This is a genomic window from Arthrobacter dokdonellae (assembly GCF_003268655.1).
GTDB classification, from domain to species: Bacteria; Actinomycetota; Actinomycetes; order Actinomycetales; family Micrococcaceae; genus Specibacter; species Specibacter dokdonellae.
Genome location: NZ_CP029642.1, coordinates 1,188,786 through 1,204,553, shown reverse-complemented (window position 1 = coordinate 1,204,553; position 15,768 = coordinate 1,188,786). Strand labels below are relative to the sequence as shown.

Below are 15,768 nucleotides of genomic sequence, written 5' to 3'. Positions count from 1 at the left end.
GACACGGAAGCAATTAGTCCTTTATTCCTGTCTTGCGGGCGGCCTTGACTGTTGTGGACCATGACGGTCCGGGCCACGTTTTTACGGGCTCAGTCAACAGCAAAGGAATCCTGCAATGGCGCATGACCTCTCCCGACGGCACATTCTCCAAGGGGCGGCACTGCTGTCCCTGGCCGGCGTCCTCACGTCCGGATTCGGCCCCCTGGCCCAGGCCGCGGAAGCGGCGACACCCGCGGACCTCGCAGCCCTCCGGGATCGCTGGGTCGACCAGGTCACCGGACGGCTCCTGATCGACCCGACCGATCCCGTGTTCACGGCCGCCATCGCGACCCAGGACCGCGCCGTGGCGAAATCCGTCGCACTCCTGTCCCCCCGCCCCGGAACGCTGGGTGTCTTTACGGACGCACCTTTCGCCACGGATGCGAAAATCGTCACCACCTACCAGCGGCTGGCCCAAATGGCAACGGCCTGGGCCACGCCTGGATCCAAATACCTCGGCAACGCCGTGCTCCTCGGCCAGATCATCGGCGCCCTGGAGGACGGCAACACGTACATCTACAACGACACCCAGGCCGAGTACGGCAACTGGTGGTCCTGGGAGATCGGCACCCCCAAGGCCCTGGCAGACACCCTCGCCATCCTTGGCGACAATGTCGGCGCGGACCTGCTGGCCAAGTACTGTGCCGCCATCGACCACTTCATTCCGGATCCCACCCGACAGTACCCCGCATCCCGCGGCCAGATCCTCTCCGACGGCGCGAACAGGGTGGACATCTGCCAGGCCATCATTGTGCGCTCCATCGTCGGCGCCGACACGGCCCGCCTGTCCGCCGCCATTGCAGCGCTGAGCCCCGTGTGGCAGTATGTCACCTCCGGAAACGGCTTTTACGCCGACGGCTCCTTCGTCCAGCACTCCACCACCCCCTACACCGGAACGTACGGCGTGGTGCTCCTGGGCGGGCTGGGCAAGCTGTTCTCGCTGCTGGGCGGCTCCAACTACGCCATCAGCGATCCGCGCAAGAAAGCCCTGTACAACACCGTGGAGGACTCCTTTGCCCCGTTCATGCACGACGGGCTGATGATGGACTCGGTCCGGGGCCGGGCCATTTCCCGGACCCAGGAACGCGGCTTCAACGACGGCACAGCGACGATCGAGGCCATCTTGTGGCTGGCCCGTGCGGTGGACCCAGTCACGGCCACGCGTTGGCGGGCGTTGTGCCAAGGCTGGGTGGCACGCAACGCTTACAGCAATCCCCTCACCGGCGCGACCATTGCGCGCACGGCCTTGTTCAGGGAGCTCACCTCCTCCACGGTTGCCGCCGTGCCCGAACCGATCGGGCACAGCTTCTTCCCCGGCATGGACCGTTCCGTCTACCGCGGTACGGGCTGGGCCGCAGCCCTGGGCCTCTCCAGCCGGCGGACCACGTGGTATGAATGCGGAAACGGCGAAAACAACCTGGGCGTCCAGACCGGTTGCGGCATGACGTATCTCTACGCCGGCAACCAGGGACAGTTCGACGACGATTTCTGGCCCACCGCAAATCTCAGCCGGCTGCCGGGCATCACCGTGGACACCACGGCCCTGCCGCCGAAGGTGGAGGGCGAGTGGGGCGCCGCAACTCCACAGAACGAATGGACAGGCGGCGTTACCTTGGACGGCATGGGCGCGGTGGGCATGCATTTGATTGGCCCTGGCAGCACGGGCCTGCAGGCCCGCAAGGCCTGGTTCTACACCAAAGACATGGTGGTGGCGCTGGGCGCAGACATCCACACCGCCAGCGGCGCCGCCGTCGAAAGCGTCATGGAGCACCGCAACCTGGGTGCCGACGGCGGCCAGGCGATCACGGTGGACGGCCAGGTGCACACCGCGGCTCCCGGGGCACCAGCACATTACCCCCGCCCCTCGTGGGCGCACGTCGACGGAACGGGCGGGTACCTGGTGCTGGACCAGGGCGACTTGACGGTCTTGCGCGAACAGCGCACGGGCTCCTGGCGGAACATCAACACCGGCGGAACGCCGGACGCCGTGAGCCGTCAGTACGCCACCATGGTCTTTGAGCACGGCACCGCGCCGACTGGCGCCACCTACGCCTACGCGCTGCTGCCCGGCGCCTCCGCCAAGGACACTGCCAAGGCCGCTCGCAAGGCCCCAAGCGTTCTCCGCAATGACAAGGTGGGCCAGGGCCTGGAACTGGACAACAAGACCACCGCAGCACTGTTCTGGGCCCCCGGCAAGGTAGGAAACCTGACGGCGGACGGGCCCGCCTGCGTGCTGTTCAACGGCAACCCGGGACAGGGGGTGCTGGCGGTTTCCGACCCGACACAGACTGCCACTTCAGTCACCGTCACCATCCAGGATGCCCACTACCGCCGCATCAGCTCCACCGCGGGTGCCACGCTGTCGGCAGGCCGGGACGGCAACGTGACCGTCACCATCCCCACCGCCGGCTTGTTGGGCCGGACCGTGGAGGTCACGCTGCACCGCTAGGTCCTGGCAGCTTCCCAGCGGAAGACGCCTTGGTTGATCGCATCCGCGGCCCACGGCGTTTTCCGCTGCCACGGCATCACCACGGGACGTCCGGCGTGGCGCAGTTCCACGCCGTCCGGCGTCCAGTCCCAGTCCAGGGCGTCGGCGGCCGTCCGCAGCGATTCGCCCGGCTCGTCCAGCGCGGAGAGCCAGAGTATCCGCAGTTCGTTCACGGGCAGCGGGTCCCATTCAAGGACGGGCAGGGCACTGTGCCGCGCCAGGATGGTGGTGCCCCCGTGCACCACCCGGCCGCCGGCCGGCCGCACGCCGCTGTCCAACAAAATAATGGCGGACCCCCGATGTCCGTCCGGGTCAAGGCTTTTCAACGGTCGGGCAACCTCCGCCGAGATTCCCGTCACGGATGCTGTCAACGGCTGCGCGGCACTGCATGCGTAGCCTGATACCGCCGGCCTGAGTCCCACGACGCCGGTGAGCCGAGCCGCGCGTACCTCAAACCCGTTGATGACGGCAAAGGCGGTCTGGACGGATACGTCCCGGCCTGCCGCGTCCAGTGAAAAGGTGCTGGCACCTCCGGCCGGGCGGACGCTTCCACCCCGCGGGCCACGGTGCCGGCTGGTGCCGCCGCCGGCGGCGGCGATGAATACGTCGTTATCCCGCCATCCGGATCCAAGCCACGGCACGGTGGCTGTGGAGAACGCCAGCCTGCGGTAGAGCGGTTCGTCTTTCTGCGGGTGTCCGCCGCTGCCGGAGTTGAGAACCCTGACAGTGCCGGTACGCAGGGTACCCGCAGCCAGCCAGGCCGGGCCGGGCAACGGGTAGGTGAAGTCGGAAATTTCCACCGGAAGCGGCTCTTCCCGATCCGTCCAGGCGGGGTGGTCGGCAGGCAGCAGGAGCCCCAGGAAGCCCTTGGCCGCCCACTGCGGGGAGCCCGGAGCGTTGTACGACTGCAGCACGGATGCATCGGCACCGTGCCAGCCCAGCGTAAGGACCCCCTCAGGGGCCGCCCCGCCAGCCAAGAAGTACTTCAGGGTGCCGGAGGCCAGCCGTCGGGCCTGCCCGGGTGAGACCGCCGTGGCTCCTTCACGCAGGGCCATCCAGAACGGTGCGGCCACACCCCAGCGGTAGATGAGCGAGCGGCCCTGGATGAGAGGTGCCCCGTCAGCTCCGAAAAGATGGCTGTAGCCTCGGACAAACAAACCCAGCCGGTCCCGGTAGACCTGCCGCCGCCCGGTTGAGTCCGGTTCCTCCAGCATGTCCAGGATGAAAAAAGGGTAGAGGTGGAACGTCCAGGCGTTGTAGTGGTCAAACCGGCGGCCCTCCCCGTCCGAATACCAGCCGTCGCCGGCATACCAGTCTTCGATCCGCGCCAGTGCCGCCTCAACGCCGGCGCCGTCGTGCGGGTAGCCAACGGACCCCAGAAAAGCCTGGATGGTGGCCGCGAAGAGGACGTGGTTGTTGTCCGCCCCGTAGTGATGCGAGGAGCCCCCCAGCCAGGCCGCCGTATTGTCCCGTACCTGTTGCGGGACGCGGTCCCAGATCCAGGTGCGGGTCAGGTGCAGCCCGAGCGCCACGGCCGTGGCCTCCACCGTTGTCTGGCTGTGGTCGGTGAGCTTCGGCCAGCGTTCGGGGGAATCGGGCTCGGTCCCGGCGTTGAGCGCCCGCGCGTACCAGTGCGCCAGTCCGGCGGGGACCCGCTCCGGGTCGCCGCCGGCTCCGGCCAGGCGCATGGCGGCCAGCAGGAATGTGCGGGCAAAACCCTCCAGGAGCTCGTCGGCATCCTGCTGATGCGCGGCAGGAAATTCCACCCTGGCCCCGCCGGGCGAGGAATGCCGCCATGCGGCGGCGATCTGCTCGTCCGCGGCCGCTTCCCAGTGGGCCCTGGTCCACCCCGTGAACGGGGATCCTTCCGGGTCAGGTGAAATTTCCTGCCAGGTCACAGGGCGCCCTGCAGGGATACGTCGCCGGCCCGGGAGCCGCCCAGCTGCACGGGATGTCCGGATTCCGCCGACTCGTAAGCCGCCAGGACCACTTCCACCACATGCTTGGCGTGTGCGCCGTCGACAGTTGGCGCGGCTCCGGCAACGGCCGCAGCGAAGTCCTGCAACTGGGCCGTGAAGGCATTTTGGATGTCGTCGCCGGTGGAGGCATGGACCTGGGTGTGTTTGCCGTCGATCTCAACGAAGGTTCCGCTGCGGGGATCGACGATCACCGTGCCGTTCTCACAAACCACCAGCATCTCGTCCACGTTTCGCGGTGTGTCGGAGACGATCGTAATGCGCACCTGGACCCCGTTGGCCAGCAGCACCTCCATGCTGCCGTCCGTTTCCACCTTCGCGCCAAAGCGGTTCAGCGTGGCGGCGGTGACACGAACGGCCTGAGCCCCGCCGATCCAGATGGAGCGGTCCAGGCAGTGTGCCCCGATGTTGATGAACGCCCCGCCCCCGGAGATGGCCTTGTCAAAGAACCAGCCGGCACGTGTACCCGGCCGGTAGTCCGTGCTGCGGTAATCATGGACCAGGAGCACTGCCCCCAACTTGCCGGATGCCAAGACCGCTCGCAGGGCCAGCTTTTCGGCCATGAAGTGCTGGATCAGCCCCACCACCATGACCACGTGGGCAGCTGCGCAGGCCTCTTCCATGGCGACACAGTCCGCCACGGTGGTGGCCATTGGCTTTTCCACCAGCACGTGGACGCCGTGTGCGGCTGCAGCCAGCACCATCTCCTTGTGCAGGCTGTGCGGGGTGTTGATCACGACGGCGTCGACGACGTCGTCGTCGAGCATCTGGCGATAGTCCGTGTAGACGGCGGCTCCCCACGGATCGGCGACTTTGGCGGCGATGTCCGCTTTCAGATCGCATACGGCGCTCAGTTCGATCCCGTCAATGATGGCGGCGCCCTCGGCGTGCAGCACAGCCACGGCCCCGGCCCCGATGATTCCCAACCGCATGTTCAGCTCATTCCTGTTCGTTGTGTGCGGATTGCCATGTGGCACCGCAAGATTCCCTGATCACCAGGCGGGGCCGAAGCCGCACTTGATGGATGGGGCAGTCATCGCCCTCGGCAAGGCGCCGCAGCAGGATCTCGGCGGCCATTTTGCCCATCCTGTGTTTTGCCGGCGAAACAGCTGTCAGGGGCACCTCGGCCAGATCTGCCATTTCGTCGTCGTAGGAGACCAACGCCAGGTCCTCCGGTATGCGAACACCGGCACGACGGGCGGCAGCCTCCAGCAACGTCGCTTCCCTGTCCCCAAAGACCAAGGCCGCGCTGGCCCCGCTCTGGGACAACTCGACCATGAGCCTGTCTGGGGCCCCGTTCTCCCAGTCCTGCCGGGGCACGCGGTGTATCTGCGGCTCAAAGCCGAGGTCGGCGGCCGCCCTCTGGTAGCCGGCCACAATGGCCGCCTCGGTGGGGGTTTCGGAGCGTGTCAGCAGGGATACCCGGGGGTGGCCAAGTCCGTGAAGATGCTGCACGGCATCGTAGGCCCCGCCCTGGTGGTCCGAACAAACGTGCTCGGTCCGGTCGCCGGGGCCCAGGTCTGTCAGGCTTCGCTCAAGCAGCACCACCGGCACCTTCAGTGACATCAGATCCGTGACACGCTGCTGGGGGTTGTCGATCCCCGTCAGGGTGGGCACCAGGATCAACCCGTCCACCCCGGAATCAACAAGGAATTCGATACTGGAGTCTTCCCGTTCGGGAACGTAATTGTAGGTTGCAAGCTGCAAGCTGACGTCCTGGGCAGAGAGGGTTTCCTCGATCCCTTGCAACACCCGCGGGTAGTAGAGCTGTGTATCCGGCAACAGCACGCCCACCGTCAGGCGTGAGCGCCGCCGGACGGGCTGGCGCTGTGCCACGAAGCTGCCCGCGCCCTGTCGACGCACCACGAGCCCTTCCTGGACCAGGTCGTCAAATGCCCGGCGGACGGTTGTCAGGGACAGCCCGGTTTCAGCGGCCAGCTGGGCCTCCGTGGGAAGTTTGGCCCCGGCGGCCCAGGTGCCCGCCATGATGCCGCGGCGGATGTCCGCGGCGAGGGACCGGAATTTCAGGTCCCGTGCGTCTGCGTCACGGATTCTTCTCGGGGCTGGATTCACACTCACTGCTTCCTTTCACGGTGCATCCCGGCCAGTCTGCCAAATCATTACAAGATGAATAAAGGATGAATTGGGGAACAATATCGCATCGATGCGAACACCGGCCTTAGCCAACACGAGCAATACGACAAATCCGCACCAGCACGGGCATGGACTGTGAGTCGACATCGGAACATTCTGTGATCGATAACAATATCGTCTCCGAATTACTCCTTGATTCCTACCTTTAACCACTGATTGAGTCATGTCACTAGGCCGTGACCTGCGGCACAACTATTTCAAGAGGTGTCCCCCATGAGTACAAGATTTAGGTATACCAAGACCTTGGCAGTGGTGGCCGCAGCCACACTCGCACTGACGGCCTGCAGCGGTACCACCGGCGCCAATTCTTCCGACAGCAAAACAGCAACGTACTGGTCGATGTGGAAGGTTGGCGAGCCCCAGCAAAAGGTGATTGCAGGCGCCATCGCGGATTTTGAAAAGCAGACCGGTGACACGATCAACGTCCAGTGGCAGGGCCGCACCAACACCAAGAAGATCATTCCGGCGCTGAACACCAACAACGTCCCGGACATCATTGACGGCTCCGAGTCCAACCTTGCCATCGCGTTGGGGAACACCGGCCAGGCCCTGTCAATGCAGCCGGCCTACGACTCAGCGGTCGACGGCAAGAAGCTTTCGGCCCAGATTCCGGCCAAGTTCCTGGCCGTGAACAACATCAAGGACTCCAGCGGCCAGCCGTGGATGGTGCCTTACAGCCTCTCCTCGGACGGCATTTGGTTCAACGCCGCCAAGAACCCGGACCTGGTGACGAGCCCCCCGACTTCCTGGGACGCTCTCGCGGCCCTCATGAACAAGGAAAAGGCCGCCGGTCAGACACCGTTGGCCGCCGATGCTGACATCGCCGGCTACAACGCCTACTGGTTCGTCAGTGCATTGGTCCATGCCGAAGGCCCCGGCGCGTTCGCCAAGATTGCCGCGGACAAGACCGGCGCTGGCTGGGACTCCCCCGCAGTGCTGGCCGCAGCCAAGACGGTGCAGCAAATCGTTGACAACGGATACCTGATCAAGGGCTACAACGCCAGCAAGTGGCCTGCGCAGCAGCAGGCCTGGGCCACCGGCGGTGCAGATCTGCTCTTCAACGGCTCCTGGATCCCCACGGAGACCGGCTCGTATGCCTCGCCCGGCTTCAAATACGCGTCCTTCCCGTACCCGAACACGGCCGGCCAGCCCACCATGGCACGCGTTGACTTCGTCGGCTTCGCCATTCCCAAGAAGGCAAAGAACCCCAGCGTCGCGCAGAAGCTGGCCGCGTTCTTGATGACCAAGAAGTACCAGGACGCCATCGGAACCGTAGCCAAGACCCTGCCCGTGCGGGCAGACGCCACCGTCTCGCCGGAGCTCGCCTCGGTCAGCAAGACCATCGCCGACGCCTCCGAAATCTACATGGGCAACGACGGCGTCACCTACGCCGGCTACATGGAAAAGAACTTCAACCCCACCGACGACGAGCTGTTCAGCGGCAAGATTGACGCCGCACAGTTTGTCTCCCAGATGAAGGCGAAGACCATCGCCTACTGGAAGGCCCAGGGCTAATGTCAGCCCCGACCCTCAAGCGCACCCGTCGCAACCCCGCCCCGGCTTCCAAGCCGGGGCGGGGCGGGCAGGGCGGCAGCATCATGGACCGCCAGCGACGCAAGCTTCTGGTACCGTTCGTCGGGCCAGCTTTTGTCCTTTACTCGCTTTTTTTCATCATCCCCTCGATCGCCGCTGTCTGGATCAGTCTCAACAATTGGGCCGGCTCCGGCCCCATGACGTTCGTGGGCTTCAAGAACTACATCCAGGTCTTCCACGACCCGCTGTTCGTGCGGTCCTTTGGCAACACATTGCTTCTTTTGGTTGTGGTGGGGTTGGCCATCTTTATCCTGGCCTTCCTGATGACCCTTGTCCTTCGGGACATGGCCGCCAAGAAGATTGCCCGCAACGTGATTTTCTTCCCGCACCTGATCAATGCCTTGGTCTTTGGCATCCTGGCCGGCTTCATCTTCAACCCGGGGGGCATGGTGAACTCCCTCCTCAAGCCCTTCGGCGTCACGAATCCGCCGGCATGGCTGTCCCCTGACAACCTTTTTCCATTGATCATGCTCACCATGGTGATCACCACCACCGGCTACTTCACCACCATCATCATGGCCGGTGTGGACCGAATCCCACCGTATTTCTACGAGGACTGCGCCCTTGCCGGTGCCACAGCCTTCCAGCGCCTGAGGTACGTCATTCTGCCGCTGACGTGGGACGTGTTCGGCACGTGCGCCGTGCTGTGGACCATTTCCTCCGTCAAGATCTTCGAGATCATCTGGGTCTTTGGCGGCAGCAGCGGGGCAGGCCTGCCACCCACCCAAACCTGGAGCACGGCCGTGTACACGTATGTCACGGCGTTTTCCGGTGAATCCACCCCGGCCTACGGTGCGGCCACGGCCTCCGCGATCATCTCCCTGGCCTTGGTATCGGTGCTGGTTGTGCTCTTGCGCCGCGTCATGCGTCGCGACGCCATTGAATTCTAAGGACTACTCATGACCACCCTTATCCCGTCCGAGAACGCCGCCCCGGCGCCGGTTCGCCGCAAAAAGAACCGCGCCGGCGTCAGTCCCGCCATGCAGGCCGATCACAACCTGCTGCGAAGCATTGGAGTCTTCGTGCTGTGGGCAGTGGTGGTGGCGTTCATCGCCATGCTCGTGTGGATTGTCGTGCAGTCTTTCCGCGACACCCATGCAATCCTTGCCAATCCCTGGGGCATGCCCACGGCGTTCAACTTGGACAATTTCGTCACGGCCTGGAACGTCAGCGGTTTCGCCTTGGCCACGCTTAACAGCGTGGTGACAACGGCGGTTTCCTCCTTCGTCTGCGTGGCTGTTGCCGCACCTGCCGCCTATTACCTCGGCCGCGTGGAAAACCGTCTCACCGAGGGCCTGAGCATGTACTTCATCCTGGGGCTTGGCATCCCTGTGCAGGTCATCCTGATCCCGCTCTTTGTGATGCTGAACCAGGTACACCTGACGGACAGCCTGATCGGTCTGAACCTCGTGTACATCGGCTTGTCGATGCCGTTCACCGTGTTTTTGCTGACGGCCTTCTTCCGCAGCCTGCCCGTTGAAATGGAGGAAGCGGCGGCGCTCGACGGCGCCACGCCCCTGCGCACCTTCGTCCAGGTCACCCTGCCTCTGGCCAAGGGTGGCATTCTGACCGCCTTTGTGCTGATCGTTGTGGGGAACTGGAATGAAACCCTGCTGGCCTTGACCCTGCTCCAAAGCACGGAAAAGTACACACTGCCGGTTGCCTTGATCTCGTTTGTGCAGCAGCAGACGTACTCCGGCGCCAACTGGGGCGGACTGTTCGCGGGCCTGTGCATCGTGATCCTGCCCATGCTACTCATCTACATCTGGTTGGGACGCCGCCTTACGGAGGGCCTGACCCTGGGAATGGGGAAATAGCATACCTATGCAAAACAACCCCAATGTGTTGTTCCTCGTCGCCGACCAGTTCCGGGCCATGTGCCTGGAACCGGGCGGCGACGCTGTTTCCACACCCTTTCTTGATGCCATGGCGGAACGCGGACTTTCCCTGCAGCAGGCGGTCAGCAACTATCCTGTGTGCAGCCCGCACCGGGCCATGATGATGAGCGGGCAGTACCCGTCCTTCAATGGGGTGACCCATAACGTGAATTCCGAAACCGCGGAGTGGGGCGTGGGCCTGCGCCCCGATGCCCCCTCATGGGCCGCGGTGTTGCGGGGCGCCGGTTACCGCACCGGCTACATCGGCAAGTGGCATTTGGAGGCGCCCCTGCCCGCGGATGCCATCTATGGCACCGGCCCCCTCGACGACGGCCGCTACTGGGATGCCTACTCCCCCACCGACCGCCGCCACGGCTTTGATTTTTGGTACTCCTACGGCTGCTGTGACAACCATCTCTCCCCCCATTATTGGACGGGGAACGCTGCCCGGAACGAGCGCCTGGACATCCAGGGCTGGTCGGCGGCCCACGAAACGGACGTGGCCATCGACTTCCTGCACCGGAGCGTGGCCCGCGGCCCGGACCGCGCTCCGTTCGCCCTTGCCGTGTCCTGGAACCCGCCACACCAGCCCTTTGACCAGCTCCCGGTTGGCCATGACACCAGCTATTCTGCGATGTCACCGTCGGAGCTGCTCAACCGCCCCAACGTGGACCTCGACTCGGATGCCGGGCGCGAGGCGGCAGAAATCGCCCCGCTGTACTACGCGGCCGTCAGCGCCATCGATGCCCAGGTGGGGCGCCTGCTCCAGACCCTCGACGAGCTGGACCTCACGCAGGACACCCTGGTGGTCTTTACCTCTGACCACGGCCAGCAGATGGGCAGCCAGGGACTCCTGTACAAGAACGTGCCGTATGAGGAGTCCATGCGGATCCCCTTCGTCATGCAGTGGCCAGGCAGGCTGCGCCGCGACCCCGCCACGGCCTCCGGCGTGGGGCTGTGCAGCGTGGACATCGCCCCCACACTCCTGGGCCTGCTGGGCTGTGGTGGCCAGGTGCCTGCCGAAATGCAGGGCACGGACGTTTCCGCGGCCCTTTTGCAGGACGGAACGGACGACGCCGGACGGGACGTCGCGCCGTCGGCGGCGGCCCTGTACTTTTATTACGCCCGGGACGAAACCGAGCACCATGTGCGCGGCCTGCGGACCGCCATGGAAAAGTTCATTGCCCGCTTCAACGAGCGCGACGGGCTCTCCACGACCCTGTACGACTTGGTCCGGGACCCCTATGAACTCGAACCCGTCGACGACGAGGAAGGGACCATGGACCACGCCGCGGCGCTCCAGGCCGCCCTGGCCGATGCGTCGCAAACGTGGCCGGGGGAAGCGGCCCTCGCGGCGCTGGCGGGACGCGCGTGAACATCCTGGTGATCATGGCGGACCAGTTCGCCGCCCACGCCGTCCACCGGTCCAGGGACACGGACGCGCACTTCCGCACCCCCAACCTGGACCGCCTGGCGGCGGCGTCGGTGTCCTACACGCAGGCGTACACACCCTTTCCGTTGTGCGTGCCGGCCAGAAGCGCGATGGTCACCGGACGCTACCCCCACGAGCTGGGCATCCTGTCCAACGCCAAGGGGAAAACGGAGCCGGGGCACGCCCCGGCATCCCTGGGTCACTGGTTTGCCGCCGCCGGCTACGACTGCGCCTACGCCGGGAAATGGCATGCGCAGCAAGCCAGCGCAACCGCCCTGGACGGCTTCGCGCCCATCCACCCGTTTGGGGACGAGGGCTGGCAGAGGCCTGCGCCGAATGGCTGGGCGCCCGCGCCACGGACAGGCCGTACCTGCTGGTGGCATCCTTCGACGACCCCCACACGATCTGTGAATACGCCCGCTCACAGCCCATGCCCTACGGTGACGTTCCCGCCTGCCCTGTGGAAGACACCCCACCTCTGCCGGCGAACCATCTCCGGGCGCCATACTCCCCCGCGGCCCTGCGCACGGAGGCCGGGGCTGCGGAGCGGATGTACGGCACACGGGACTATACCCCCGACGACTGGCGCCGGTACCGCGGGGCCTACGCGCATCTCGTCGAGCGGGTCGATGGGCGCATCGGGCGGCTGCTGGAGTCCATTGACCTGGCCAAGACCACTGTCGTTTTCCTCAGCGACCACGGTGACGGGGACGCCTCGCACGGGTGGAACCAGAAGACGGCCCTGCACCAGGAATGCATCCGGGTCCCGCTGCTGGTGCACGCGCCCGGCCGGGCGCCGGGCACCGTCGACACCCCCGTGGCCGGTGTCCTGGCCCTTCTCCCCACGTTGTGCCAGGTGGCCGGGATTTCGCCGCCACCGGGCCTTGCATGCCGGTCCCTGCTGGATGGGCAGCCGGACGCGGTGGTGGTGCAGACACTGTTTGAATCGGGCTCGAAGCCGCAGACCACCGGCCGAGCCTTGATCAAGGGCAGGTTCAAGTACACCGTCTACAGCTGGGGGCTGCACCGGGAGCAGCTGCACGATCTCATGGCCGATCCCGGGGAGCAACGCAACCTTGCCGTCGAGTCTTCCCAGGCGCGGGTGCTCGAGGCGATGCGCGGGCACCTGCTGGACTGGGCCCTGGAACACAAAGACACGGCCTTCCTGAAAAAGCTGGTCCTGCCGTCGTCCGCACCCACCCACGTCCGGAAGGATATCTTCGCCGTTCCCTACTGACCGCGCCCGGCTCCGTCCCCGGGGGCGAAAGCGGCGCGCACCCGGCAAAGGGTGGGCGCCGCCGTCGTTCGGGCCGCCTGCGGCGAAGACCAGCGGGGAGCGGTCCTAGACCGTTCGCCGCTGGTCTCTGGGAGCCTGCTGGGCGTAAGCTGGCAGAACTTATCCACGGAATAGCCAGCTTATTCCCAGCCAATGGTCGGAGACTTATATGGTGAAGAAGACCGGACCTGAAGCAAAGCTGCTCGTTGTTGACGACGAGCCCAACATTCGCGAACTGCTCTCCACTTCCCTCCGGTTCGCCGGGTTTGAAGTGGTCGCTGCCGCCAACGGCCGCGAGGCCCTGGCCGCGGCTGAGGAGCACAACCCAGACCTTGCGGTGCTGGATGTCATGCTGCCGGACATGGACGGGTTCACCGTCACGCGGCGCCTGCGTGCTGCCGGGAGGCACTTCCCTGTCCTGTTCCTGACCGCGCGGGACGACACCGAGGACAAGGTGACGGGCCTGACGGTCGGCGGCGACGACTACGTGACCAAGCCCTTCAGCCTGGACGAGGTGGTGGCGCGCATCCGCGCCGTGCTCCGCCGCACCCAGCCCATGGAGGACGACGACGCCGTGCTGCGCGTGGCCGACCTGGAGCTCGACGACGACGCCCACGAGGTGCGCCGCGCCGGCAAGACCGTGGAACTCTCGCCCACCGAGTTCAAGCTGCTGCGCTACCTGATGCTCAACCCCAACCGGGTGCTGTCCAAGGCGCAGATCCTGGACCACGTCTGGGAATACGACTTCAACGGCGATGCCTCCATTGTGGAGTCCTACATTTCCTACCTGCGCCGAAAGGTGGACACCGACGCCTCGCTGCCCGCACTGATCCAGACCAAGCGCGGCGTGGGCTACGTGCTGCGGACAGCCGACAAGCGCTAGCTGCCTTGATCACGTTGTGGAAGAACGCATCGCTGCGCTCTCAGCTGGTGGCGATCATCAGCGCGCTGCTGGCGCTTTCGCTGCTGGCACTCGGCGCCACAACGTTCCTCCTGCTGCACACGTTCCTGGAAGACCAGCTGGATTCGCAGCTGACCACCTTCCAACGGTCAATCGTCGGGATCGGCACGGTGGATACCCAAAGCACCGGGCAGTCCCCCTTTGGTTTTGACTACTACGTGGGCTTCCACTATCTGGACGGCGCCCTGGCTGACCAGAACCGCCAAGGCAACGACAAGCCGGTCTATCCGCTGAATTCCATGCCCCAGGCCATGGCCCTGAACGGAAAAAAGTTCACGGTGCCCAGCACGGACGGCGGCGCGCCCTGGCGCATCACCGTCATCGCCCCCCAAAGTTTCCAGATCACGGATTCGCTCGGAGCCAAGCGCCTCTACACCGGCTACGTCGTGGTGGGCCTGCCCTATGAAGACCTGAACACCACCATGGAGCGGCTGGCGATCGTCATTACCGGCGTTGCCATCCTGGCCATCACGCTGGGCACGATGATCGCCTACTGGACTGTCAGCCGCTCGTTCCGGCCGCTGAGCAGGGTGGAAAAGACCGCAGCCGCCATTGCCGCCGGCGACCTCTCCCGCCGTGTCGACATTGAAAACCCGTCCACCGAGGTTGGCCGGCTCTCCGGCTCCCTGAACACCATGCTGGCCCACATCGAGCATGCGTTTGCCGCGCGCACGGCATCCGAAACGCGCATGCGCCGCTTTGTTGCGGACGCTTCCCACGAACTGCGCACGCCCTTGGTCACCATCCGCGGCTTTTCCGAACTGTACCGCCACGGCGCGCTGCAGACCCCCGACGACGTCGGAACGGCCATGGGCCGCATTGAGAGCGAAGCCAAGCGCATGGGCGAGCTCGTCGAGGACCTGCTCATGCTGGCGCGCATCGACGAACAGCGCCCGCTGTTGCTCAAGCCCGTGGACCTGCTGATCATCGGCCATGACGCCGTCCTGGACGCCCGGGCCTCTGCGCGGGACCGTGTGTTCTCCGTGGTCGGCCTGGACGGGGGCGCCGGGATGCCAGCGCCGACGGTCGGCGACGAGGCCAAGCTGCGCCAGGTGGTGGCAAACCTCATGGGCAACGCCCTGCGCTACACCCCCGCGGGCTCACCGGTGGAAATCATGGTCGGAACGCGCCAGTCCGACGGCCGGAAAACCTCGGTCATCAAGATCCGCGACCACGGCCCCGGCATCTCCGCGGAGGAAGCCCCGCGGATCTTCGAACGCTTTTACCGGGCGGATTCCTCCCGGGACCGGAACACTGGCGGCAGCGGGCTGGGCCTGGCGATCGTCGCCGCCATCGTGGCCTCCCACCATGGGACCGTGCGCGTGGAGCAGACGCCCGGCGGCGGCGCCACCATGTCCATCGAGCTCCCCTTTGAGGAACCGGACGACGCCGGGACCCGGGACGCGCCGCCAGCTGACCGTGCCGTCCCTCCCGTGCCGCTGCAGGCGCCCCGCGGCCCGGGAACGACTGAGGCCAGGAGTGCGGAGCCGGCTGCGGACCGGACCGGAAGGCAGGGCAATCCGCCCTCCACAGGCGGCCCGCGGGACTGACGGGCCCACAAACGCCGCCCAGGCACTGGTGGGCCGCCAGCGTGGGTCCTAACGTGAAGTGCACCAACCAGCATTCCACCCGGTGGAACCCAACCTGCAGGAGTCACCCATGCCGCAATTCAACGTCAACAGCGACGATCTGGCCCTCAAGAGCACGGCAGTGAAGGGTTCGGTGGACCGCATCAGGATGGAGGTCGACGGCATGAAGCGCAACCTCATGGACCTGCAATCCACCTGGACCGGCGCGGCAGCCACCAACTTCCAGTCACTGCTTCAGGAGTGGCACGCCACCCAAGTCAAGGTGGAGGCCTCCCTGGAAAGCATCAACTCGGCCCTGTCCATGGCCGCAACGCAATACGCCCAAGCGGAGGACGCGAACGCCCGGATGTTCACCGCGCGCTGACGGCGGCGGCCCGGCGCGG

12 protein-coding genes and 1 pseudogene are annotated in these 15,768 nt (G+C 65.6%); 10 read left to right on the top strand and 3 right to left on the bottom strand.

Annotation, left to right across the window (positions count from 1 at the left end; all coding sequences use genetic code 11):
* The first annotated feature begins 115 nt into the window (after positions 1 to 115).
* The gene (locus DMB86_RS05365) at positions 116 to 2,488 is read left to right on the top strand and encodes a polysaccharide lyase 8 family protein (RefSeq protein ID WP_113716877.1); all 2,373 of its coding nucleotides are present in this window, start codon (positions 116 to 118) and stop codon (positions 2,486 to 2,488) included.
* Here DMB86_RS05365 and DMB86_RS05360 read toward each other — a convergent pair.
* The 3 genes from DMB86_RS05360 to DMB86_RS05350 are packed head-to-tail and all read right to left on the bottom strand — an operon-like array spanning position 2,485 to position 6,582.
* A complete protein-coding gene (locus DMB86_RS05360) occupies positions 2,485 to 4,425 on the bottom strand; it encodes a DUF2264 domain-containing protein (protein WP_171814375.1) in 1,941 nt (646 codons plus the stop codon). The two genes, DMB86_RS05365 and DMB86_RS05360, sit on opposite strands and share 4 nt — an antisense overlap.
* Entirely contained in the window at positions 4,422 to 5,435 is a 1,014-nt protein-coding gene (locus DMB86_RS05355; protein WP_113716875.1) for a Gfo/Idh/MocA family protein, read from the bottom strand. The genes DMB86_RS05360 and DMB86_RS05355 overlap by 4 nt, the downstream gene beginning before the upstream one ends.
* Positions 5,436 to 5,442: 7 nt before the next feature.
* Positions 5,443 to 6,582: a GntR family transcriptional regulator gene (locus DMB86_RS05350; protein ID WP_227878610.1), complete on the bottom strand. Its 1,140-nt coding sequence runs from the start codon at positions 6,580 to 6,582 to the stop codon at positions 5,443 to 5,445.
* Between the two features lie 288 nt (positions 6,583 to 6,870).
* Between DMB86_RS05350 and DMB86_RS05345 the strand changes: the two genes are divergently transcribed.
* The 9 genes and pseudogenes from DMB86_RS05345 (at position 6,871) to DMB86_RS05305 (ending at position 15,749) form a co-directional block, all read left to right on the top strand.
* Positions 6,871 to 8,172: an ABC transporter substrate-binding protein gene (locus DMB86_RS05345; RefSeq protein ID WP_113716874.1), complete on the top strand. Its 1,302-nt coding sequence runs from the start codon at positions 6,871 to 6,873 to the stop codon at positions 8,170 to 8,172.
* Complete coding sequence (locus tag DMB86_RS05340) at positions 8,172 to 9,140, top strand: carbohydrate ABC transporter permease (RefSeq protein WP_113716873.1); 969 nt, start codon at positions 8,172 to 8,174, stop codon at positions 9,138 to 9,140. The genes DMB86_RS05345 and DMB86_RS05340 overlap by 1 nt, the downstream gene beginning before the upstream one ends.
* A gap of 9 nt (positions 9,141 to 9,149) precedes the next feature.
* On the top strand, positions 9,150 to 10,067 hold the full coding sequence (locus DMB86_RS05335; RefSeq protein ID WP_113716872.1) for a carbohydrate ABC transporter permease: 918 nt from the start codon (positions 9,150 to 9,152) through the stop codon (positions 10,065 to 10,067).
* 7 nt (positions 10,068 to 10,074) lie between these two features.
* Positions 10,075 to 11,502, top strand: a complete 1,428-nt coding sequence (locus DMB86_RS05330) for a sulfatase family protein (RefSeq protein ID WP_113716871.1) — start codon at positions 10,075 to 10,077, stop codon at positions 11,500 to 11,502.
* A gap of 14 nt (positions 11,503 to 11,516) precedes the next feature.
* Positions 11,517 to 11,765, top strand: a pseudogene (locus tag DMB86_RS21595) (sulfatase-like hydrolase/transferase); the annotation flags it as partial.
* Between the two features lie 38 nt (positions 11,766 to 11,803).
* Positions 11,804 to 12,796 (top strand): sulfatase family protein, encoded by a 993-nt coding sequence (locus DMB86_RS05320; protein WP_113716870.1) that lies wholly within the window; start codon positions 11,804 to 11,806, stop codon positions 12,794 to 12,796.
* Positions 12,797 to 13,007: 211 nt separating this feature from the next.
* A complete protein-coding gene (locus DMB86_RS05315; RefSeq protein WP_113719350.1) occupies positions 13,008 to 13,718 on the top strand; it encodes a response regulator transcription factor in 711 nt (236 codons plus the stop codon).
* Positions 13,719 to 13,723: 5 nt separating this feature from the next.
* Positions 13,724 to 15,346, top strand: a complete 1,623-nt coding sequence (locus DMB86_RS05310; protein WP_113716869.1) for a sensor histidine kinase — start codon at positions 13,724 to 13,726, stop codon at positions 15,344 to 15,346.
* Between the two features lie 109 nt (positions 15,347 to 15,455).
* Positions 15,456 to 15,749: a WXG100 family type VII secretion target gene (locus DMB86_RS05305; protein ID WP_113716868.1), complete on the top strand. Its 294-nt coding sequence runs from the start codon at positions 15,456 to 15,458 to the stop codon at positions 15,747 to 15,749.
* The last annotated feature ends 19 nt before the right edge of the window (positions 15,750 to 15,768 follow it).

Bases quoted from the DNA above. Each gene is read 5' to 3' on its own strand.
- DMB86_RS05345 (WP_113716874.1), top strand. From the start codon at position 6,871: ATGAGTACAAGATTTAGGTATACCAAGACCTTGGCAGTGGTGGCCGCA.
- DMB86_RS05335 (WP_113716872.1), top strand. From the start codon at position 9,150: ATGACCACCCTTATCCCGTCCGAGAACGCCGCCCCGGCGCCGGTTCGC.
- DMB86_RS05365 (WP_113716877.1), top strand. From the start codon at position 116: ATGGCGCATGACCTCTCCCGACGGCACATTCTCCAAGGGGCGGCACTG.
- DMB86_RS05355 (WP_113716875.1), bottom strand. From the start codon at position 5,435: ATGCGGTTGGGAATCATCGGGGCCGGGGCCGTGGCTGTGCTGCACGCC.
- DMB86_RS05320 (WP_113716870.1), top strand. From the start codon at position 11,804: ATGGCATGCGCAGCAAGCCAGCGCAACCGCCCTGGACGGCTTCGCGCC.
- DMB86_RS05305 (WP_113716868.1), top strand. From the start codon at position 15,456: ATGCCGCAATTCAACGTCAACAGCGACGATCTGGCCCTCAAGAGCACG.
- DMB86_RS05340 (WP_113716873.1), top strand. From the start codon at position 8,172: ATGTCAGCCCCGACCCTCAAGCGCACCCGTCGCAACCCCGCCCCGGCT.
- DMB86_RS05330 (WP_113716871.1), top strand. From the start codon at position 10,075: ATGCAAAACAACCCCAATGTGTTGTTCCTCGTCGCCGACCAGTTCCGG.